Annotated in this window: 19 protein-coding genes and 1 pseudogene; all 20 read left to right on the forward strand. The window is 48.5% G+C overall.

Annotation, left to right across the window (positions count from 1 at the left end):
- Nucleotides 1-14 precede the first annotated feature (14 nt).
- Complete coding sequence (locus RJP21_RS17320; protein WP_310860385.1) at nucleotides 15-350, forward strand: winged helix-turn-helix transcriptional regulator; 336 nt, start codon at nucleotides 15-17, stop codon at nucleotides 348-350.
- A 44-nt stretch (nucleotides 351-394) separates the two neighbouring features.
- Nucleotides 395-1,405, forward strand: coding sequence for a phosphotransferase family protein (locus RJP21_RS17325; protein WP_310860386.1), 1,011 nt, complete (start codon nucleotides 395-397; stop codon nucleotides 1,403-1,405).
- A 208-nt stretch (nucleotides 1,406-1,613) separates the two neighbouring features.
- The gene (locus tag RJP21_RS17330; protein ID WP_160042292.1) at nucleotides 1,614-2,108 is read left to right on the forward strand and encodes a sigma-70 family RNA polymerase sigma factor; all 495 of its coding nucleotides are present in this window, start codon (nucleotides 1,614-1,616) and stop codon (nucleotides 2,106-2,108) included.
- Between the two features lie 20 nt (nucleotides 2,109-2,128).
- Nucleotides 2,129-3,565, forward strand: coding sequence for a DUF4179 domain-containing protein (locus tag RJP21_RS17335; protein WP_310860387.1), 1,437 nt, complete (start codon nucleotides 2,129-2,131; stop codon nucleotides 3,563-3,565).
- A 192-nt stretch (nucleotides 3,566-3,757) separates the two neighbouring features.
- Nucleotides 3,758-4,738 (forward strand): phosphotransferase enzyme family protein, encoded by a 981-nt coding sequence (locus RJP21_RS17340; protein WP_310860388.1) that lies wholly within the window; start codon nucleotides 3,758-3,760, stop codon nucleotides 4,736-4,738.
- 454 nt (nucleotides 4,739-5,192) lie between these two features.
- Nucleotides 5,193-6,440, forward strand: coding sequence for an MFS transporter (locus tag RJP21_RS17345; RefSeq protein WP_310860389.1), 1,248 nt, complete (start codon nucleotides 5,193-5,195; stop codon nucleotides 6,438-6,440).
- Nucleotides 6,441-6,982: 542 nt separating this feature from the next.
- Complete coding sequence (locus tag RJP21_RS17350; protein WP_310860390.1) at nucleotides 6,983-7,954, forward strand: helix-turn-helix transcriptional regulator; 972 nt, start codon at nucleotides 6,983-6,985, stop codon at nucleotides 7,952-7,954.
- Between the two features lie 542 nt (nucleotides 7,955-8,496).
- Nucleotides 8,497-8,934 (forward strand): DoxX family protein, encoded by a 438-nt coding sequence (locus RJP21_RS17355; protein ID WP_310860391.1) that lies wholly within the window; start codon nucleotides 8,497-8,499, stop codon nucleotides 8,932-8,934.
- 106 nt (nucleotides 8,935-9,040) lie between these two features.
- Nucleotides 9,041-9,178, forward strand: a pseudogene (locus RJP21_RS17360) (IS5/IS1182 family transposase); the annotation flags it as partial.
- A gap of 353 nt (nucleotides 9,179-9,531) precedes the next feature.
- The gene (locus tag RJP21_RS17365; protein WP_310860612.1) at nucleotides 9,532-10,731 is read left to right on the forward strand and encodes a GTP-binding protein; all 1,200 of its coding nucleotides are present in this window, start codon (nucleotides 9,532-9,534) and stop codon (nucleotides 10,729-10,731) included.
- Between the two features lie 17 nt (nucleotides 10,732-10,748).
- Nucleotides 10,749-11,018, forward strand: coding sequence for a 30S ribosomal protein S14 (rpsN, locus tag RJP21_RS17370; RefSeq protein ID WP_310860392.1), 270 nt, complete (start codon nucleotides 10,749-10,751; stop codon nucleotides 11,016-11,018).
- A gap of 5 nt (nucleotides 11,019-11,023) precedes the next feature.
- On the forward strand, nucleotides 11,024-12,154 hold the full coding sequence (locus RJP21_RS17375; protein ID WP_310860393.1) for an NAD(P)/FAD-dependent oxidoreductase: 1,131 nt from the start codon (nucleotides 11,024-11,026) through the stop codon (nucleotides 12,152-12,154).
- Nucleotides 12,148-13,821 (forward strand): FeoB small GTPase domain-containing protein, encoded by a 1,674-nt coding sequence (locus RJP21_RS17380; protein WP_310860394.1) that lies wholly within the window; start codon nucleotides 12,148-12,150, stop codon nucleotides 13,819-13,821. Before RJP21_RS17375 ends, RJP21_RS17380 begins: the two co-directional genes overlap by 7 nt.
- A gap of 37 nt (nucleotides 13,822-13,858) precedes the next feature.
- On the forward strand, nucleotides 13,859-14,194 hold the full coding sequence (locus tag RJP21_RS17385; protein WP_310860395.1) for a DUF3024 domain-containing protein: 336 nt from the start codon (nucleotides 13,859-13,861) through the stop codon (nucleotides 14,192-14,194).
- Nucleotides 14,195-14,230: 36 nt separating this feature from the next.
- Nucleotides 14,231-15,076 carry an AAA family ATPase gene (locus tag RJP21_RS17390; protein ID WP_310860396.1) on the forward strand — a complete coding sequence of 282 codons (846 nt, stop codon included), beginning with the start codon at nucleotides 14,231-14,233 and terminating at the stop codon, nucleotides 15,074-15,076.
- Between the two features lie 173 nt (nucleotides 15,077-15,249).
- The gene (gene rpmG, locus RJP21_RS17395) at nucleotides 15,250-15,399 is read left to right on the forward strand and encodes a 50S ribosomal protein L33 (RefSeq protein WP_310860397.1); all 150 of its coding nucleotides are present in this window, start codon (nucleotides 15,250-15,252) and stop codon (nucleotides 15,397-15,399) included.
- Between the two features lie 399 nt (nucleotides 15,400-15,798).
- Nucleotides 15,799-17,232: an ABC transporter substrate-binding protein gene (locus tag RJP21_RS17400; RefSeq protein ID WP_310860398.1), complete on the forward strand. Its 1,434-nt coding sequence runs from the start codon at nucleotides 15,799-15,801 to the stop codon at nucleotides 17,230-17,232.
- Between the two features lie 148 nt (nucleotides 17,233-17,380).
- Nucleotides 17,381-18,154, forward strand: coding sequence for a carbohydrate ABC transporter permease (locus tag RJP21_RS17405; RefSeq protein WP_310860399.1), 774 nt, complete (start codon nucleotides 17,381-17,383; stop codon nucleotides 18,152-18,154).
- Between the two features lies 1 nt (nucleotide 18,155).
- Nucleotides 18,156-18,992 carry a carbohydrate ABC transporter permease gene (locus tag RJP21_RS17410; protein ID WP_310860400.1) on the forward strand — a complete coding sequence of 279 codons (837 nt, stop codon included), beginning with the start codon at nucleotides 18,156-18,158 and terminating at the stop codon, nucleotides 18,990-18,992.
- A gap of 34 nt (nucleotides 18,993-19,026) precedes the next feature.
- Nucleotides 19,027-19,929, forward strand: coding sequence for a class I SAM-dependent methyltransferase (locus RJP21_RS17415; RefSeq protein WP_310860401.1), 903 nt, complete (start codon nucleotides 19,027-19,029; stop codon nucleotides 19,927-19,929).
- Nucleotides 19,930-20,050 lie beyond the last annotated feature (121 nt).

A 20,050-nucleotide genomic window follows, 5' to 3' on the forward strand; every position in this document is an offset into this window, starting at 1 on the left:
TATAGGAGAAATGTATGAGCATAAAAACGGAAGAAGAACTGTGTCTTTACAACATCCAGCAGGCCATTGAGGTACTGGGGGGGAAGTGGTCCTTTTTGGTTCTGGGACAACTGTTTTGCCATGACGTTCAGCGTTTTAACCAGATGCGTAGAACTTTGAAGCACATCAGCACCAAATCTTTGACCGACACGCTGCGCCATTTGGAACAAAATGAAATCATTAAACGGACCGTGCTTCCCACCGTGCCCGTCACCGTGGAATATTCCTTGACCGAAAAAGGAAGGGATTTTAAAACCATTATTTCCGAAATGCGAAGCTGGGGAGAAAAATGGGGCGAGGGCAAAGAATAATCTCTTGCAATTACAGGGTTTTAAGCAGGGAATGGAGGAATTGAATGATGACGACCAAAATATTTTTTTCCTCGAATTCATTAGGCAGCATCGCCGCGGGGCAAATCCAGAGCATGCTTGACCGGTTTCATCTAGGAGAGCTTATATCATCGGAACGGACTGCGGAAGGCGTCATGAAGCAGACGATGTTTATCGCATCTACCGCAGGAGAATACGTGCTAAAAGGCAATCCTGTTTATGAAGGACAATGGGTGGAGGAGAAATTTTTTGTGGAAGGTTTGCATGAAATAAGCGGCGTGCCCGTCCCGATTCCGTACATAATCGATGAACAAAACGATATTTTTGGATGGAGCTATGCCCTCATGCCCCGTCTCCCCGGTATGCACTTTAACAATCCTGAAATTCAAACCGCGTTGTCGGATGCAGATCAGATGAGGATCGCTTCATGTTTGGCCGAAACATTAAACCAATTCCACCTTTGGAAAGCGGAACGTTTCGGTGAATATGATCCCGTTCATCGATGCATCAGACCTTTTATGGACAATTACGGAAATTGGCTTTATGGGACTATAAAATTTTGGTTGGATGACGCACAGAAATATTCCGTTATACGTGCCGAAGATCAGCGCTGGGTAGATCATGTGTTAAAGGAATCGGAGCACTTCTTCCGATCGTTGAGTAATCCGACCTTTGTGATGGGCGATTTCAAGCCCGAGAACGTTCTTATGGAGCGTTGCGCCAACGATTGGCGGGTAAGCGGCGTCATCGATTTTACGACCTCCTATTTTGGGGACGGAATCGCCGATTTGTCAAAGATAGCTTTGCATTATCTCGATCTAGGGCAGGAAGACTTGGCCAAACGGTTTATTTCAGATTATATGAACTTGACAAACGCAAGCACACCTGAGATTCATAGATTAAAGGTTCACCTTCTTCATCAACGAGTGCTAGACTGGGGATGCGCCTATGCCACCGATAGCGTAACCTGGAACAAGCGGTTTTCGTTTGCGGAATGGGCAGATCGTTTTGTTCAGTTTGCTTCAGACATGAATTGAATACCCGTTGTCTGCGCGAAACAGCCTGGTGCATCCAGCATGAGGCTGTTTTGCTGCGTGTAAAGGATTCAAACGGAATAAAATAATAAAATGTTTTTTAATCGTTTTTCGGAGCTGAAGCGTCTTACATATGTTAGTGAGAGTTGAAAGACTTCCATCTCATACCGGAATAAAGAGAGAAGGGGGGCGGTGATGGTTGGAAAACACGATGAACAAAATCAACGTCGCAAGTTTAGGGGTTATGGACGAGGAAGCTTTTTTCAAATGCCTGGCGGAGGAGCAGCGCAAATTGTATTCGATCGCTTACAGCTACATGCGGAACGAAGCGGACGCGCTTGAAATCGTGCAGGAAGTGTCCTGCCGGGCATGGATGAAACGCAAAAAACTCAAAAACGAGCAGGCTTTTACGCCGTGGCTGATCCGGATTACGATCAACTGCTGCATGGACGAGCTGAGGCGCAAAAAACGCGTTTTCCCGTCGGAAACGATCAAGGAAGAAGCGGTTCAGGAAATGAAAAGCAGCGACCGGATCGACTTGGAGCGGGCCATGGCCAAGATGAAGAAAAAGTACCGACACGTCGTGATGCTGAAATATTACCAGGACATGACGACAGCCGAAATCGCCAAGGTGCTTCAAAAACCGGAGGGCACCATCAAAAGCTGGCTGCGCGAAGGGCTAAAACAGCTTCGTAAATATCTGTAAAGACAGGAGGCGATGGATACATGCTGGAAAAAGAACAGCGCATTCTGGAGCGGGATTCGGACGACGTGAGCGGAAGAGTTCATCACCTGCCGGAGATGAAGCTATCCACGGCGGTACGAAAAGGCATTGCACAAGGGAGGAGCCGGGAAATGAGAAGACGAAAATTATTCTACGGAATCGGGGCCGTCGCCGCAACCGCGGCAGCGATACTCATCACCGTGTCTTCGCTGGGAGTCGCGCCAAAGGAAAAACAATACGATCTCGTGCAAACGACAAGCATACCGCAACCGGCAGATTTGGAATCTTTCCGCCCGATTGCCAAACACGATCAAGGCATCGCTGCCGCACTCGACAAAGGCATCGTAAAGCCGATCAATCAAAGCGTGGAGCGTAAAGGGTTCCGCATCGATATTGCGGGCGCTTTCACGGATGGACGTAAAGCATATATCATGTACAGCGCGACAAATCATACGGATCATACGGCCTATTCTTTAATAGATTTTCTCGAATTCGGAGGAGTCGAAGCATCCTCTATAAGGGCGGAGTCGAAGCATGCCATGGGCAGTAATGCACTCATGCCGGGACAGACAGGTTATTATGTGTATACGGCAAACCTAGTGCCAGCTGCTCCTTATAAGGAAGGCGCGACGATAGGCGTTAAAATTTGGGACGCCACCAGCGGCGATTACCGGGATCAATTCAAATTTACGCTTCCACTCGAACCAAACTTGTTCAAAAACGAAGAGCGAATTTACCACCCGGGCAGTACGCTGATCGTCGACGGGCAAAAAATCAACGTGCGCCAAGTGCAGTTTACGCCGCTGAACACCTACGTGGATCTTGAATACGACAAGAGCAACGACAAACAAATTTTTAAGCTGCTAAATCCCGTTTTGATCGGAAAAAGCGGGGACGAAACCAAAAAAGTATATTATCCGGATACGATGTTTTCCGACGATACGAAAGTCACGCTGGTGTTTAAAACCAATGAATTTGACCGGCTGGACCGCACCGAACTGAAAATCGCCGGCATGGCCGCATTGGATAAAAACAAAATGAAAATCGTGGTCGATTTGAACAAAAAGCAAATTATTGAGGCGCCCGATTCCCACATTCAAATCATTGAACCGGATAAGCCGCCAGGAGCGGGTGAAATTTTGTTTCATTTCAAGCTTGAAAAAGCGCAAGCGTCGGAAAGCTTCGGGATGTGGCTGGAGGACAGCTTCACGGATGCCAATGGCGTAAAACATAAAATGCTATCCCCGGAAAACATCACACAAGGCGGGCATATGGTTTCGAGAGCTGCGGATGATTACACGGAAGACTACAACCCTTATAATTTCGGAAAAGAAGCCCTTAACTATCCGCAGCCGTTGACCATCGGAGTGAAGAAATATTGGAACCCCATCATGGAATCGCAATCCGTAGAGCTGGTTACCAACCACCCGAATAAGTGAGATAAAAACCGATATAAAGGCAGGAAAAAGAGCGCTTCAGACATTCTTTTCCCTGCCTTTTTCGTTGCTCCCGGATATCTTTTCATCCTATACTTGGATCAAATCGGAATTATTTTTCAGGAGGCGAGAAGTTTTTGTCAAAAGGATTGTTTTCAAAGGGATAAAAAATAGCAGCGAAGGGGGAGGGTAAAGATGATGGACGGGAAACTGTATCGAATCACAAGCCGTTTTGGCATCGATCGGCCGGAAATTACGTTTCTTAGGCACAACGAAAATCGCACGTACCGGGTTCGTGACGCCGGCGGCAGCTCCTATTTGCTGCGCATTCATGAGCCGGTAAAAGAAAGCATGGCAGGACTGCAGCATACGTACGACGGCCTGCTCGGTGAACTGGAAATGCTGGAGGCTTTAGCGGGTGGGAGCAGCCTGGTCGTACAAAAGCCCATTCGCAATGAAGAGGGAGAATTGATTACGGTCATTGAGCATGATGGAAAACGCCTGAACTGCTCGCTGTTGACGTGGCTGGAAGGAAGAGATATTTGCAAAGAGGACGTCCAGGATGCAGGGCTGGTTCAAAGGTTTGGCCAACAAATTGCAGAACTACATTCTTTTTACCGTCAATATCAATCCAAGACTGTGGAAAACCGCCCCGCCCAAGGAATTGCTTATCATACTGAAATGGCGAATAAAATTCGGGTTGGTCTGCGGCTCGGTCTTTTTACGCCCGCCGACGTCGACGTCATCGAACAAAGCATCCTTTTGATCAACGCCAGGCTCGGGAAGATCGGTACATCGCCCGCTTCATGGGGGCTTATTCACGGCGATTTGGGAATGGGGAATGTGATCTTATCTCCGGAAGGGAAACTGCATCTGATCGATTTTGGCTTTTTCGGACCCGGATATTACTTGCTTGACGTGGCTATGGGGGCGTTAATGATTCCAGCGGAGCACAGAGACATCTTTTTGCGAGGATACTTTGGACATGACGACCTGCATGAAAGGGACTTCGCTCTACTGGAAGGGTTTATGCTCGTCGCGATTATCGGATATTACGCCTTTCAGATGGGGAACGAATCGGTGCATGCCTGGATGGAGGAGCGAATGCCGCGGCTTTGCGCCAACTACTGCATCCCGTTTTTAAACGGCGAACGCATTTTTTATAAAATAACCTGATCCTGTCCTATAGAAATGGATGTTACCCACTGAATCGAATCCGACTTGAATACAATGCTTCAGCTTATATAATAGAATGCAGCCTGAATCTACCGTGGGATGGGCTGCTTTTTTATGGAGCGAGGCAGGTATTCGGTTTTCAAAAAAAGTAAAATTTCGTTTTACAACGTAACAATGTTATGTTACATTATTTGTGCGGAAGAGATCATCGGGCAGGAATACGTTCAATTCGCTGATAAGCTACAAGCACAAGGCTATTCCATCCTATCTCTAAGCAAGTAGAGTGTTGGTCGCGTTCTTTGTTTATTCGTTTAAAACAGCATGTAATGGAAAAACAAGGGGGATAACGAAGAATCGAAAGAAAAATGTGTAACATTGTTCTGTGATGAAGGCTTGTTGCTACATGAACAAGGCAGCGTTACGGCATTATCCAAGGAAAGGGAGAGAAAAAAATATGAATGCCAAAGCATCGGCATCATCCCTGCTGAGCAACCGTTTCGTGCAGGTGATTTTGATGTCCACCTTGTTTTTACAGATCGGGATTTGGGTACGAAACATCGCTATACTGCTGTACGTGAAAAAAATGACCCATGATGATGCGTTTGCCGTCTCCTTGATATCCGTCGCGGAATACGCGCCGATCTTCGTGTTTTCGTTTGTCGGAGGAACCTTTGCGGACCGCTGGAGGCCGAAGAGGACGATGGTAAGCTGTGATTTGCTAAGTGCCGCTTCCATTGTGGCCATATTGCTTGCCATGATGTTCGGTTCATGGAAAATCGTATTTTTCGCCACGTTCGTGTCGTCCATCTTGTCCCAGTTTTCGCAGCCTGCCGGATTAAAGCTATTCAAGCTGCATGTGCCGGAGCATTTGCTGCAAAAAGGGATGTCTGCCTACCAAACGCTGTTTGCCGTTTTCATGATATTCGGGCCGGTGGTGGGCATGTACGTGTACCAAACCTACGGCATCGAGACGGCCATCAGCATCATGGGGATTGCTTTCCTGCTATCGGCCGCTTCGCTTTCGTTTCTGCCGCGGGACCGCAAGATGGATGGCGAAGGCGAAAAAGCGCGGGTATGGGAAGACATTAAAGCAGGGGTTCGGTATATCCGTTCAAGCGTAATTTTGCGGAATCTCGGCGGTGCTTTTTTTGCGGTCGGACTTGGCTTTGGGCTGATCCAACCGCTGAGCATCTTTCTGATCACGGAGCGGCTTGGACGTCCGGAATCCGATCTGCAGTGGTTCTCCTTGATAAACGGCATCGCCATGATCATCGGCGGCGTCGCGGCTATGAGCTTTTCCAGCAAAGTATCACCGCAAAAGCTGCTCACGTTCAGCATGGCTGCCGTCGGTTTGACGACTGCTGCCATGGGACTATCGACGAATTATGCGGTCACGCTTGCGCTGCAGTTCATTAGCGGCCTGGTTTTTCCGTGCGTCAATATCGGGATCAACACGCTGATGATGCAAAATACCGAAGAGTCGTTCCTCGGCCGGGTCAACGGGATTTTGAGCCCGCTCTTTACGGGTTCCATGGTCGTGACCATGATGGTTTCCGGAATCGCCAAAAACGCGTTTTCGCTTGTCGCTGTTTTTATCCTTGCCGGTATGTTCATTTTGGCGGGCGTGCTGGCTCTCATTCCGCTATTTAAGGTGAAGGACGGTTTGAAAGCCAAAACGGCCGATTTGCCGGATCGGGTTTGAACGAGGCTTTATGTTGAATTAATTGCGATAAAGAAGTCCTCATTCGTTAAAGCAGGGCTGAGATCGAAAAAGTCAAAAGGTTCAAAATGGTCTGCATGTTTAATGCAGGCTTTTTTATTTTTCATGGAAGCAGAGCATCGATGATATAAAGTCTTACGTTACATAATATTGCAACTATTTTAGCTTCTGAAAATGCAAGTTTCGCCAATCTGGTCAAACTAAATATCTATTTCGTTCGTGGGAATGACCCGCAAATTGGTTACAAAGCGTTTCAAGAGGTAGCCGGTTCATTAGATAAACCACCGTTGGTCACCGTTCTATTTGTATCGGAATTTCCGCGTCCATCTTGCCTTCTTGAAACAGATGGAATTGCAGTCATTGAGGACAAAGTCTAACATTTTATCTTATAATCTATGGTATAACTTGCTAGTGAGAAATGAACGAGCAACTTCATCGATGGTTAGAAACATGCAAAACTAACGTTTGCACAGATGAACAATACCAAAATTTGTTTCATTTTTGAAGAAATGAGGATATTCCCTATGGCGAAATGGGATAACATGCTGTCCATGCTTTGGATGCTGCGTTCCGGAAGGAAGCTCACCGCCGCGCAGATCGCGGAGAGTTTGGAGATCAGCGTCCGCACTGTGTACCGGTATATCGACGCATTAGGTGCCAGCGGCGTGCCGGTCGTCGCGGAATCGGGACATGACGGAGGCATAAGCATACTGGAAAGCTTCAAGGAAACACCATTGTTCTTCAACAGCGTAGAGCTGAAGGCGCTTGTGGAAGCGTTCAAGTTTGCGCAAGGCGCCGGCTATCCGTATACAGAGGAACTGGAAAGCGCGCTTGCAAAGGTGGAGAACGGGCTGCACGAAGAGCAGCGCAACGATCTGTCCCTTCAGACGGGCGGTTTGGATGTGATTTCTCCTGCACGTCCACCTTCCGTTATTCCGTTGCTCAGGGACCTGGAACAGGCGGAGAAGGTCAGGCGGACGATCCGCATCGCCTATCGCAAAGCGAACGCGGAGCAGGCCGACGAACGTAAAATCGATCCGTACGGGTTGGCGTACGACCGAAACGAATGGTACGCTGTCGCGTTCTGTCATCGGTCGCAGGCAGTGCGGACGTTTCGCGTGGACCGCATCGCGCGGCTGGAACAGACCGAAGCGTCGTTCGAAAAGCCGGAGCGATTTTCCGCGTCCGACTTTTTCCGCGATCAGTCTGAACAAGCACGGGAGGCGGACGGACCGCTGACAGTTATCCGTATCGAGGGAGAACCTGACACGCTGAACGCGCTTTGCGCTCACTGGCATTTGCGCCACTATTTGACGGAACGGACCGATCGGGAGGCGCGGTTTCTGCTCGACGTTCCGACGATGAACAAATACCTTCCGATGTATCTGATGAGGTTCGGCACGGCCATCCGCATTCGGGAGCCGCTGGAGCTGAAGCATCGGATACGGGAAATGGCATACGAAATCGCGAAACATTATCAAAACGATTCTGATTGAACTTGGCTGACAACACTTGTCAGCTGAGCTTATGCTGGCATCGGAAAAGAAAGCAGTGGGAATATAGGGAAGAAGCAGTACAATTATTGAGGAGCAGGGTGAAACCTAACGACGTGATTTTGTTAAAGGGATCAAGAGGGCCAAAGGGGACGGATTTACCAAGTTAATTGCAATGAGAATTTAAAGCGATAAGACAAAAGATGTCGGATGATATGAGCATAGATGCTTAAAAGTCGCGTGGTTGCGGCTTTTTTTGTTTTACCGTAAATGAGGTACCGGAAAAAATGCTGATGATATTATATTGTCTAGATCATGAAGTCTTGTTTGACAGTCGCAAATTCAAGACGATGGGGGACATAGGTAAGCTGTTGGAGGATCGATTAATCCGTTTAGCTTTTTTATAGAGGCTCCTAAACAGTATCATTTTTTGACATCATTTAAGACTATGATAAACCCATCAAGTGAAAAGGAAAAATCGTTTGATTCATTTAAAAAGGAGGAAGGGATCTAGGATGAAAATAAAAAGGAGGAAGGGATCTAGGATGAAAACGAATGGAAAAAAGATTGCTTATTGGACAGTCACATCACTACTTGTGGTAGCTATTATGTTAAGTGGTATCGGGCAACTCATGCAATATGGGGGGAACGTCGAGTTAGTGACGAATCTTGGTTACCCATTATACATCATGACCATTCTCGGGATATGGAAAGTACTTGGGGCCATCGCTCTCCTCGTGCCAGGTTTTCCTCGTCTTAAAGAATGGGTTCACGCCGGAATCTTCTTTTTAATGACTGGTGCGGCTTTATCTCATGCGTTTGCTAATGATTATGGTGATTACGGTTTTAATATGATTCTTCCTCTTTCGTATGCCGCACTTAACATCGCTTCATGGGTACTGAGACCACAAAGCCGAATCTTAGGGAGTTTGTTTGGCAATACTGCAGAACGTGCAAAAAAACAAAGTTTAGCCTTCAAATAAATCAAAGCTTACGCATTATAAAAACGCATTTTCCGTACGGGTACCCCTATATCAAATATTAATGGAATTTTCATGTGACAAGAAGTGTTAGTATAAATTGAAAATGCCGGGTAATGCTCACGATTCCGTACCTTACTTATCTCGATTGAATCGCCAACGAGAGCGATTTGGTTTCGAAGTGGAGGCGGTTGCTCTGGACTCGGGTTATTTAACTACGCCCATTTGCAGAGGTTTGAAGAGCAGAGCCGGAATATTTTTGCTGTTATTGCTCACCGTGCAGAACATGAAGAAGATGGCGATCCACCTGGATCGCCTGGAAAGACAAGGGTAATCCCTTTCTTTCTGAGTTCTAGGGTCCTAACAAAGAAAGAAACCCTGTTCCTTTGATAAAAGGACAGGGTTTCTCAACAATCTGACCACTGATTCAAATCAGTGGTTTTTCTTTTTTAACAAAGTCAGTATTAGGAAGCTTAGCCAACGAGCTCTTGACAAATGCATACAGACAGGAATATAGTTTAAAACATGTTATTCGTAATTATTACGATTTATAAATCCACCAGATAATCTTCCATTGAGGAGGAGATGAGAATCGTGACAATGCTCAAACCTAAGGAAAAGAATAAAATTCCTGTTACGGTGTTAAGCGGGTACCTTGGCGCGGGTAAAACCACCATTATGAACCATGTGCTCAATAACCGTGAGGGACTTCGTGTTGCAGTGATCGTCAATGATTTGAGCGAGGTCAATATTGATGCCGACCTGATCCGTGATGGAGGAGGCTTATCCCGCACGGACGAAAAGCTGGTCGAGATGTCTAACGGATGCATCTGCTGTACGCTGCGTGAAGATCTGTTGGTTGAGGTAGAGCGTCTGGCCCAAGACAAGAAATTTGACTATATCCTGATCGAGTCGACTGGCATCGGCGAGCCTGTTCCGGTGGCTCAAACGTTCAGCTACGTTGACGAAGAGAACGGAATTGACCTGACGAAGCTGACGAGACTGGATACGATGGTAACGGTCGTTGATGCTCCTCAATTCTGGAAGGACTATTATTCCAATGAAAGCTTGATGGATCGGGGACAGGCCGTCGGGGAAGGAGACGTACGCGGCGTCGTTCATCTGCTGACAGATCAGGTAGAATTTTGCGACGTGCTGATTATTAATAAGGTCGATTTGGTTTCCCATGAAGAGCTGGAGCGACTCGAGAAAGTACTTCGGGCCATGCAGCCGGATGCCAAGCTCATTCATTCGACGCATGGCCGGGTAGATCCCGCTGAGATCTTAAATACCGGAAGATTCGATTTTGAAAAAGCGAGCCAGTCGGCCGGATGGATCAAAGAGCTGCTCAAGGAGGAACATACGCCGGAGACCGAGGAATATGGCATTCAATCCTTTGTCTACAAGCGAAAAATTCCGTTCCATCCGGAAAGGCTCATGCGCTGGATGGCTAAATACCCGGAATCCATTGTCCGCTCCAAGGGACTCATGTGGCTGGCAACCCGAAATCAAACGGCAATTTCTTTCAGTCACGCAGGGACTTCCAAGCAGTTGTCCCCCGCTGGATTGTGGGTCGCCTCATTAAGCAAGGAAGAGCTGGCGTATCACTTTGGCAATGAAGTTCCGAAAACTCCGGATTGGGATGACGAATGGGGCGATCGCGTTACCAAGCTCATATTTATCGGGATCGAAATGGATCGCGAACGCATCGAACGCAGCCTTGATGAGACATTGCTGACGCCGGAAGAAATGCAGGGGGATTGGCGCAAACTGAAAGATCCTTTTCCCAAATTCAGATAATATAGGAGTGATTGAAAATGGCTAAAAAATCCAAAATCGTGCGGCAGCAGCAACGACAAGCCATGGTGGCCAAGTACGCTGATTTGCGCCGGGAATTGAAAGAAAAAGGAGACTACGAGTCACTGCAAAAATTACCGCGCGATTCCTCGCCTACGCGGCTAAAAAGCCGCTGCGAACTGACAGGTCGGCCAAGAGGATACCTCCGCAAATTTAAGATGTCCCGCATTGCTTTCCGGGAATTAGCCCATAAAGGCCAAATTCCAGGCGTAACCAAATCCAGCTGGTGACCCTCATGGAAGAGCGTTATGATTGCCTGATTGTTGGAGGAGGAGCAGCCGGGATTGGAATGGCCACGGTCCTTCAGGATCTGCAAGTGAGCCGGTTTACTGTACTCGAGCGGAATCATGTGGGCTCCACGTTTCACTCCTGGCCCAAGGAGATGAGGTTCATTACCCCGTCCTTTACGAGTAATGCCTATGGCATGATGGATTTGAATGCCGTGGCACGCAATACGTCGCCGGCCTTTACGCTCGGTACAGAGCATCCTTCCGGACAAGAGTACGCGGCTTATTTACAAGCAGTTGCGGATTTTAAGAAGCTGCCCGTAAAGACGGGGGTTGATGTCACAAGCGTCCGTCCTGTTGATGGCGGATTTTGCCTTGAGACATCGCATGGTACCGTGTATGCCAAATTCGTTATATGGGCGGCAGGCGAATTTCAATACCCCAAGCTGGATCCATTCCCTGGGGCCGAATATGGAATCCATAGCAGCCAAGTGAATAGCTGGTCTCACCTCGAGGGGGAACGGTTTATTATCGTCGGAGGGTATGAGAGCGGCGTCGATGCCGCGATCCAGCTCAGCAAGCATGGAAAAAAAGCCATTGTAATCGACCGTCATGATCGCGGACTCGATAAGGGCAGCAGCGATCCAAGCGTGGAACTCAGCCCATACACCAAAGACAGGCTGCGGAATGCCATGGAAACCGGCCTGATCGAATTTGTCTCGGATTTTGACGTGAAATGGATCGAGCCGAGTGGAGAAGAAGGGTTTATCGTATATTGCGAGAATGAGCATGGCATTTCTCATCTTCTGCAAAGTGAGCATCCGCCCATTTTGGCAACAGGTTTCCGCGGCAGCTTATGCGTCATCGAAGATTTGATCGAGCGCAGTCCGGATGGGGAACTGCAGCTGACGTCTTCCGATGAATCCACCGCGACTCCCGGATTGTTCGTAGTCGGTCCCGGTGTTGTGCATGGAAATCTAAAGTTCTGCTTTATATATAAATTCAGACAACGTTTTGCCGTTGTCGCCCAGGCAATCGGCACCCGGCTCGGACTGGATTTGACGCCGCTTGAACCGTACCGACAAGACGGTATGTATCTGGATGATCTCTCATGCTGCGGAGAGAACTGCACATGCTAGCAGAATCTGCTTCTTTCGAAGCAAATCCAGAACTAAAAACCGCTGTACTTGTGGGCTTTGAATCTGCCGGCAAGTCGGCGCTTTTTCGGGGACTGACCGGTCAAAACGTTGGTGAAGAAGCTAATTTCAGAGGTTCAACCGTGATGGCTCGAAGAGCCAAGCTTCCGGATTCGGCTGTTGAGTTGGTGGATACACCTGGAATTCGGCTGAAGGATGACAGCCAGACAACCATGGCAGCCCTTGACCAATTATCCGATGGCGACACCGTCATCCTGGTTGTGCGCGCTACGCATGCTGGCCTGGAGCTTCCTTTACTAATCGAGACTTTGGAATTAAAGAGGAAAACGGTTGTGCTGGTTCTAACCTTTGCGGATAAAGCCGCGCAGCGGTTGCAAAGCCAAGTGGATTTATTTCGTAAAACCCTAGGGATATCCGTCATTCCGGTGAACTCCCGTGATTTGGATGCGGGATCCCGCACGTTGCTGCTCAAAGCGATTCCTCATGCGGCTCGCATGAAAAGCAATCCAAATCTCCAGGGCATTTCCGATTTGCCAGCAATTGAACCGGGACGAACCTTATTTGAACATTCCGTTTGGGGACGATTCCTCTCATTGTTTGCTCTTCTTCTGATGTTTGCGGCTCCGGTTTATATCGCTTATTTATTTTCCGGCTGGGCTCAGCCGCTTGTGGACAGATGGCTGCTCGATCCGTTGCGTAGTTCCCTGATGAATGTTCCGGACATGCTTTGGGATGTCACCGTCGGTGATTATGGCGTCGTTAGTTTGGGCCTGTATTCTTTTATTTGGGCTTTTCCGGTTGTGCTGCTGGTTGGATTGAGCGTAGCTATAACCGAAGAAAGCGGGTTAAAGGATCGTATCACGGATGCGTTGGATGGTTGGATGAGAACATTGGGTCTGAATGGGAGAGACCTCATTCCGGTTTTAAGCGGATTCGGCTGCAATGTTGTCGCCATTTACCAAAGCCGTACCTGCAGTTCCTGCACCCGGAAGTCATGCGTTTCGCTGATCGCATTCGGTTCAGCCTGCAGTTATCAGATCGGCGCATCCCTGTCTATTTTCAGTTCCGGAGGACGTCCGTGGCTCTTTATTCCGTATTTAGCGCTGCTGATTTTCGTCGGGGCTCTGCATACCCGATTATGGAATCGGAGCTCCGTATCGAATACGGTCCCGTTGTATACTAATCGGACCTTTTTGCAGACGCCATCGTTGACAGCCGTGCTGTGGCGCGTTCGGTCCGTAACGAAGCAGTTTTTCGTGCAGGCGATGCCCGTTTTTATCGGGATATGTCTGGCGGCCACTTTTCTGAAGTTAACCGGAATTCTAAATGTATTAACAGGCATGCTGGCTCCATGGTTAGGCTTATTCGATTTGCCGGGGGAGGCTGCTGGAGGAGTTTTGTTTTCCATTCTTCGCAAAGATGGGCTTTTGGTCCTCAATCACAATGAAGGGGCTTTTGCCGCCGGTTTGAATGCAGGCCAGCTGCTGATTCTCGTGTACCTGGCTTCAACATTAACAGCTTGCCTTGTCACATTATGGACCTTGCGACGGGAAATGGGGGCTTCATTCGCAGCCAAGTTAGCCGGCAAGCAACTGGCAACCTCGTTGGTTAGCGCTTTGTTGATCAGCGTAGGGGTACGCCTATTTTAAAAAAATGATTCCAATGAGGTAAGGAGGTACATATCCTTTGGATCCATTTACCGAGAAGCGGGTTCATTCCATTCTAAACGGATACATTCATGTAAAGATTCCGGCGAGAATGCGCACATCCGTCCAATTGCTCTATGAGATGAGAGATCACGAGCTCACGTTGCGTGAAAAGAGGCTGTCATGGGACGGAAAGTCATGGGAAATGACCGATATTGCCAAATTCAAGCTGGAGCCTGAAGGATGGAAGGTATACGCGAAAAATCGTCAACAAGGAAATTGGCTGGGTGTGAACTCGATTATGCCGAACATGGATTTTGAGAATCAGCTGGAGCAAGTGGAAAGGGATCCCGCAGGGATCTTTTGGCCGGCATAAAGCGAATATAGTGACAAATGAGGGATTCACGATTTTATGAGTAAAAATAAACAGAACAGCGGGAGAATGCCTTCTTCCAAGGGGATGGATATGGCTTCGGTCTATTCAGTCCAGGAGTGCGAATGTAAGGCGAAGCAGATCGTATTTTCGAAGGACAATAGACTGATCATTGAAGAATTTATCCACATCAGAGATATGAAGGGCAAGTTCGCGGAGCACGATGTTCCGATGCCTAACAAGCTCATGATGTTTGGTCCGCCGGGGACGGGAAAGACGCTGACGGCATTTTATTTGGCCGGCCGCCTTGGCCTTCCTCTGATTGTCGTCCGGTTGGATTCGATCATTAATGCTCATTTGGGCGAAACCGGGAGCAATGTCAGGAAAATTTTCGAATATGCGAAATCGGCGCCCTGCATCCTGTTTGTCGATGAGTTCGACGCCCTTGCGCGGACACGCGATACCAATGATGAAGTTAAGGAAATGGCACGCGTAGTCAACACGCTCTTGCAGTGCATCGATGAATTTCAAGGGGACAGCATCCTGATGGCAGCTACTAATCTGGAGAATGAGCTGGACCATGCGATTTGGCGCCGCTTTGACACGAAGCTGGTCTACGAGGCTCCTGACGAATCCAGCAGGCTGGAATACATTGACTTGATCATCGGGAGCTTTCACAAAGAGGATGGCATACAGGAGCGTGCGACCCGAATGCTTGCCGGATGCAGCTACGCGGATATCGAGCAGATCTTGCTTAAAGCCAAACGCAAAGCGATCGTCGATGATTTGGTTTTGTCGCAGCAGCTTATTGAATCTTCCATTCAGGAATATCGACCGGTTCATTTGCGTATTGAAGATCAGGCGCTGGGAGGAAGTTCCGCTTAACAAATTCTAAAACGAAGAAGCTTGTGATTTGATACGAAGCCAGATCACAGGCTTCTTTTGCGTTGGTCTGGAACAGCGACGTTCTCCAAAAAACGTCCTATCCGGTTGACAAGAGGAATATGAATCAGTAAGATTATTAAATCGTAATTATTACGATTAAGGGGGTGATATAGATGAGAGTCGTCATTACGCTGGCGTGCACCGAAACGGGAGACCGTAATTACACGACCACCAAAAATAAGAAAGCTCATCCCGAGCGGCTGGAAATGCGCAAATATTGCCCGCGTCTGCGAAAATACACGCTGCATCGCGAGACGCGTTAGCAGGGTTAACGCCAATCTTTTATTTTTGCCTTAATTCGCTTGTAGTTGTAGTAATCGATGTATTTCATGCATGATTGGCGCGCCAAATAAAATATTATACGATTCGCTAAATAGTAATAATTATGATTAACGAAATTTCATCATCCTATTTTCCACGTAAGGGAATAGTATACGCGATTTTAAATCGTAATTATTACTATTTACAAGAAAGGGGGAGCATCTATGATCAACAGGAATAAATTCCAGCTTTTATGTTGTGGGTGCGATGGTTAGGGAGCAAAACAAACGGGACATACCCTCAAATATGGAGTTATGAATCGCACGATAATAACCAAACGTTAACGCAAGCATCGTTCAAGCTATCTGTTAATCTCAATACATAAAAGGGGACACCGTAAGATGAAAAAACGTTTAGGCTCCGCAGTACTGTGCACAATGATCACTTTATGCCTGTTTTTCGTGAGCGCCTGCTCCAGCAGCTCGCCTCAATCGGGAGAAACACTTTCCAAGAACAATCCGGCTGCATCCGGGAGTGCGGAGGCATCATCGCCTGCCACATCGCAAGCCGAAAAGGGCGGAGAACAAGTCGTCATCCGGCATACGATGCACGATCACGAATTTACTCCCGAGATGATCGCGGAGTTCGAGAAAGAACATCCGAATATTAAAATCGAAACCGTACCGGCCGATTACAACAAGTTGATGTCGATGATCACGGCGGGGAATGTTCCTGACATTATTCGCACCGATTTGTCTGAGCTGCCAGGCTATGTCAACAAAGGGATGGCGCTTGATTTAACCGATGATTTCAACAGCAGCACGGTGCTTCAACCGGACGACTTTCTGCCCATCGTCAACCAGTATCGCTACGATCCCGTGAAAGGAAAACAAGGGGAAGGGGCGCTATACGGATTCCCGATGGACGTTTCGCCCGATTTTACGATTTTTTATAACAAAAAGTTGTTTGAAGCTGCGGGAGTGCCGTTTCCCAGCAGTACGGAAGCGATGACATGGAGCGAACTCGTGGAGTTGGCCAAAAAGCTGACGGTGAAAAGCGGAGACAAGGTGACACAATACGGTCTTACCTATTACAAAGGCAATATCGCGGCTAACCAGGATCTGCTCAACCTGCAGCTTCTGCAGATGGGAAGCAACGCTTACAGCCCCGACTTCAAATCGGCGGATTATACAAAGCCTGAAGTGAAGAAACTGCTTCAGTTCTGGGCAGACACGACGAAATCGATGATCGGACCGAACCCGCTGCATCCGGCAGCAGATTGGGTCGGCCAACTGTTCGTCGAAAACAAAGCAGCGATGATGATGATAGGGTACCGGGGCTCAGGCTTCCTGAAAGCCAATCCGTTGACAAAGGACCGTCTGGCCGACTTCGGTGTGGCACCGGCGCCTGTGACCGATGGCGGAACCCGGATTTCGCCGACAGCCTTTGGGACTGGTGCGATGATCTACAGCCAAACGAAGCATCCGAAAGAAGCCTGGACGGTGTACGAATGGTTTCTTGGCGGCAAGCCGGAGGAGGAACAAGTCAAGGCGGGTCTCGCCCTACCCGGGACGCGCAAACTGATGGAACTGCTGCCGAAAGAGACGGATTTTGACAAAATGAACTTCGAATTCATTCAGAACGAATTAAAGTACAACAACGGGACCATGCCGTTCAATCCTTATCTGACGTATCAGGCCGTGGACTCGGTGTTCGATAAATACTTTACGCCGGTCTATTACAATAAGGATACGGTTGACGGAGCTGCGAAAAAAATGACGGAAGAACTGAACGTCCTCATACACGAAGGCATTCAGTTGCTTGGCACCCGCTAATCGAAAATAACCCATGAACAGAAGGACAAAAGAAGCACTGGAGTTCTACCTATTCATTTCTCCCTGGTTTGTCGTGTTCATCCTGCTCGGTCTACTCCCGCTACTGTATGGATTATATTTGAGCTTTACGAATTTTGCAGGCTTTAACATGCATGCGGTCAAATGGATCGGACTTGAGAATTACATCAAAGTGTTCACCGACAACGACGCCATGTACGCGCTAGGGCGGACGATCCTGATTACGGTCCTGATTGTCCCGTCGAGTCTCGTCGTCGGATTTATGCTGGCCGTGCTGCTGAACCAGAACATGAAGCCTATCGGCATTTATCGCGCTTTGTTTTTCATGCCGTCTATCATTCCGGTCGTGGCGACCGGAACGATGTGGCGTTCTTTGTTCGTGCAGGACGGTCTAGCCAACCAACTGCTGACTGGATTGGGAATGAAGCCAATTGACTGGCTCGGCTACGACTATGCGATGCTGTCCTTGTTGATTATGCTGCTCTGGGGGAGCGGCGGGGGCATTCTGATCAATTTAGCCGGATTGAAGGGCGTACCCAAGCATTTGTATGAAGCGGCTGCTATCGATGGCGCCTCGACGACACAGCGTTTTACCAAAATTACGATTCCGCTCATGACGCCCGTTCTGTTTTTTCAATTTGTGGTGCACATCATCGGCTCGCTGCAAATTTTCGTCCAGCCGGTCCTGCTCGCAGCCAATTCGAACAGTTTGCTGTCTTTGCCGATTCGTCCCAATTATGTGTTCTCGGTGCACGCGTTTCAACAAATATTCGCCTTCAACCGATACGGGTACGGACTGGCGCTCCTTTGGGTCATGTTTAGCCTGATATTGCTGCTGACGACAGTTGTATTTGTCACAAGCAAGCTTTGGGTGTTTTACGAAGCTGGACAGGAGGGAAAATAAATTGGTACAAACCGGTTTCCGCTCCAAGGCTGTACATGCGGGACTATACGGCCTGCTCATCCTGTTGTCCATCCTGTTTGTAATGCCTCTTTATTGGCTTGTGACGAATTCGCTGCAGTTGGCAGGTTCTTCGATGGTCTTTTGGCCGAAGGGGTTTCATTGGGAAAACTACGTTTTCGCAGTTACGATGATTGACTACTGGAAATATACTCGGAATTCGATCATCATTACGTCGATATCCGTCGTGATTCCCACCTTTACGAGTGCGCTTGTCGGTTTCGGTTTCGCCCGGCTCCGAGGTCCCGGCAAAAACGCACTGTTTATGCTGCTGCTATCGACGATGATGCTGCCGGAAATCGTGACGCAAATTCCAACGTATGTGATCTTCTTTCAAATCGGGTTCCTCAATACGTTCTGGCCCTGGCTGTTCTGGGCGATCGGCGGCAGCGCCGTCAGCATTTTTCTGTATCGCCAGTTTTTCTCCGGCATCCCCAAGGACTTGGAGGAGGCGGCAAGAATCGACGGTTGTTCGACGTTCCGCATCTTCTGGAACATCTTCCTGCCTATCTCTCTGCCCGTGATTGCAACGGTGTCCATCCTCTTGTTCAACAGGGCTTGGGGCAACGACTACGTGACGCCATTTATGTTCTTGCAGATGGATCGATACCCGCTGTCAACGGCTCTTTTCTCGATCGGCTACACATGGCCCAGCGGACAAAATATCCCGATCATCCAAAGCGCCGGCATCGTTCTGTTCATCCTGCCGATCATCGTTGTGTTTTTTGCAGGTCAGCGATACTTGGTAGAAGGGATCGTATCTCCTAGCGTTAAAGGGTGAGACACAAGATTAAAAAAAGAAAAGGTGAACAGTTATGACTAACGATATCCTCGACGCAAGCATTTGGGAGGAGGCTTGGAAGTCGGATCCGACCACATTCGCCAATCGGGTGAAGAAATCCGGCTTAGATCCCGCGCACGCATTCGACGATAAAGCGAAAGCTTTTGACGAGCAGGCGTTCAGCGAAGAAGGCATTCGAAGACGAGAGCGGATTATCGGCTGGTTGAAGGATCAGAGGGTAGCGTTTAAAGGTGCTTCCGTGCTCGATGTTGGCGCGGCCTCGGGCGGATTCTCTATTCCTTTTGCCGAATGCGGGGCGGACGTTACAGCTGTGGAACCCTGCGTTCCGCTCGCCGATTTACTTCTGGAGCACGCAGGAAAGCTCAAATCCGGCAGCGTCACACTGGAGCGTGAAAAGTTTGAAACGATCGACCTCGATACAGCGGGGTGGCGGGGTGCTTTCGATCTTGTTTTCGCTTCCATGTGTCCAACAGTATCGGACTGGCAAACTGTAGAGAGCCTGATCAGCTGCGCACGAGGGTACTGTTATATCAGCCTGGCTGCAGGCGGGCGGGAACACGGATTATTGGATGAGATTTGGCCTCTGATTACAGACCGGCAGCGCGATCCCGATCATTCTGAAATGGTTTACCTGCTTCAGCTGCTTTATCTCAAAGGCTACTCCTATGCCTCGCTGGTTACCCGAGAAATGAAAACAACCGAGTTATCGACCGATGAGGGTATCGAAGAAGTGATGGTCTTGCTGCGCCTGCAGCAGATTCCGGCGGATGAGCAAACTCGTCGCACGGTTACGGAATATATGCAACGCACCTATCCGGACAATAAGGTTGTGTTCCAACAAGGAGGACGCTTCGGCAAGGTTCTCGTTCAAATAAGAGATCGTCATATGTACAGCAGGGAAATCCGGAAGACCTGATATCGTGCTGCGTGTCGCTTACGTATGTGATCGATCCGGAACACAACATGTTATGGCTACAGATGTTCAAAGAAAACAAGAAACCGTAGACAATAAGCAACATCTGTAAGATGACAAGAAC

It is taken from the genome of Paenibacillus sp. VCA1, assembly GCF_031583795.1.
GTDB lineage: Bacteria > Bacillota > Bacilli > Paenibacillales > Paenibacillaceae > Paenibacillus_AQ > Paenibacillus_AQ albilobatus.

Coding starts and splice junctions, on each gene's coding strand:
- rpmG (WP_310860397.1), top strand. CDS start 15,250: ATGAGAGTCGTCATTACGCTGGCGTGCACCGAAACGGGAGACCGTAAT.
- RJP21_RS17325 (WP_310860386.1), top strand. CDS start 395: ATGATGACGACCAAAATATTTTTTTCCTCGAATTCATTAGGCAGCATC.
- RJP21_RS17380 (WP_310860394.1), top strand. CDS start 12,148: ATGCTAGCAGAATCTGCTTCTTTCGAAGCAAATCCAGAACTAAAAACC.
- rpsN (WP_310860392.1), top strand. CDS start 10,749: ATGGCTAAAAAATCCAAAATCGTGCGGCAGCAGCAACGACAAGCCATG.
- RJP21_RS17415 (WP_310860401.1), top strand. CDS start 19,027: ATGACTAACGATATCCTCGACGCAAGCATTTGGGAGGAGGCTTGGAAG.
- RJP21_RS17345 (WP_310860389.1), top strand. CDS start 5,193: ATGAATGCCAAAGCATCGGCATCATCCCTGCTGAGCAACCGTTTCGTG.
- RJP21_RS17405 (WP_310860399.1), top strand. CDS start 17,381: ATGCATGCGGTCAAATGGATCGGACTTGAGAATTACATCAAAGTGTTC.
- RJP21_RS17365 (WP_310860612.1), top strand. CDS start 9,532: ATGCTCAAACCTAAGGAAAAGAATAAAATTCCTGTTACGGTGTTAAGC.
- RJP21_RS17320 (WP_310860385.1), top strand. CDS start 15: ATGAGCATAAAAACGGAAGAAGAACTGTGTCTTTACAACATCCAGCAG.
- RJP21_RS17340 (WP_310860388.1), top strand. CDS start 3,758: ATGATGGACGGGAAACTGTATCGAATCACAAGCCGTTTTGGCATCGAT.
- RJP21_RS17400 (WP_310860398.1), top strand. CDS start 15,799: ATGAAAAAACGTTTAGGCTCCGCAGTACTGTGCACAATGATCACTTTA.
- RJP21_RS17350 (WP_310860390.1), top strand. CDS start 6,983: ATGGCGAAATGGGATAACATGCTGTCCATGCTTTGGATGCTGCGTTCC.
- RJP21_RS17335 (WP_310860387.1), top strand. CDS start 2,129: ATGCTGGAAAAAGAACAGCGCATTCTGGAGCGGGATTCGGACGACGTG.
- RJP21_RS17330 (WP_160042292.1), top strand. CDS start 1,614: ATGAACAAAATCAACGTCGCAAGTTTAGGGGTTATGGACGAGGAAGCT.
- RJP21_RS17375 (WP_310860393.1), top strand. CDS start 11,024: ATGGAAGAGCGTTATGATTGCCTGATTGTTGGAGGAGGAGCAGCCGGG.
- RJP21_RS17355 (WP_310860391.1), top strand. CDS start 8,497: ATGAAAACGAATGGAAAAAAGATTGCTTATTGGACAGTCACATCACTA.
- RJP21_RS17390 (WP_310860396.1), top strand. CDS start 14,231: ATGAGTAAAAATAAACAGAACAGCGGGAGAATGCCTTCTTCCAAGGGG.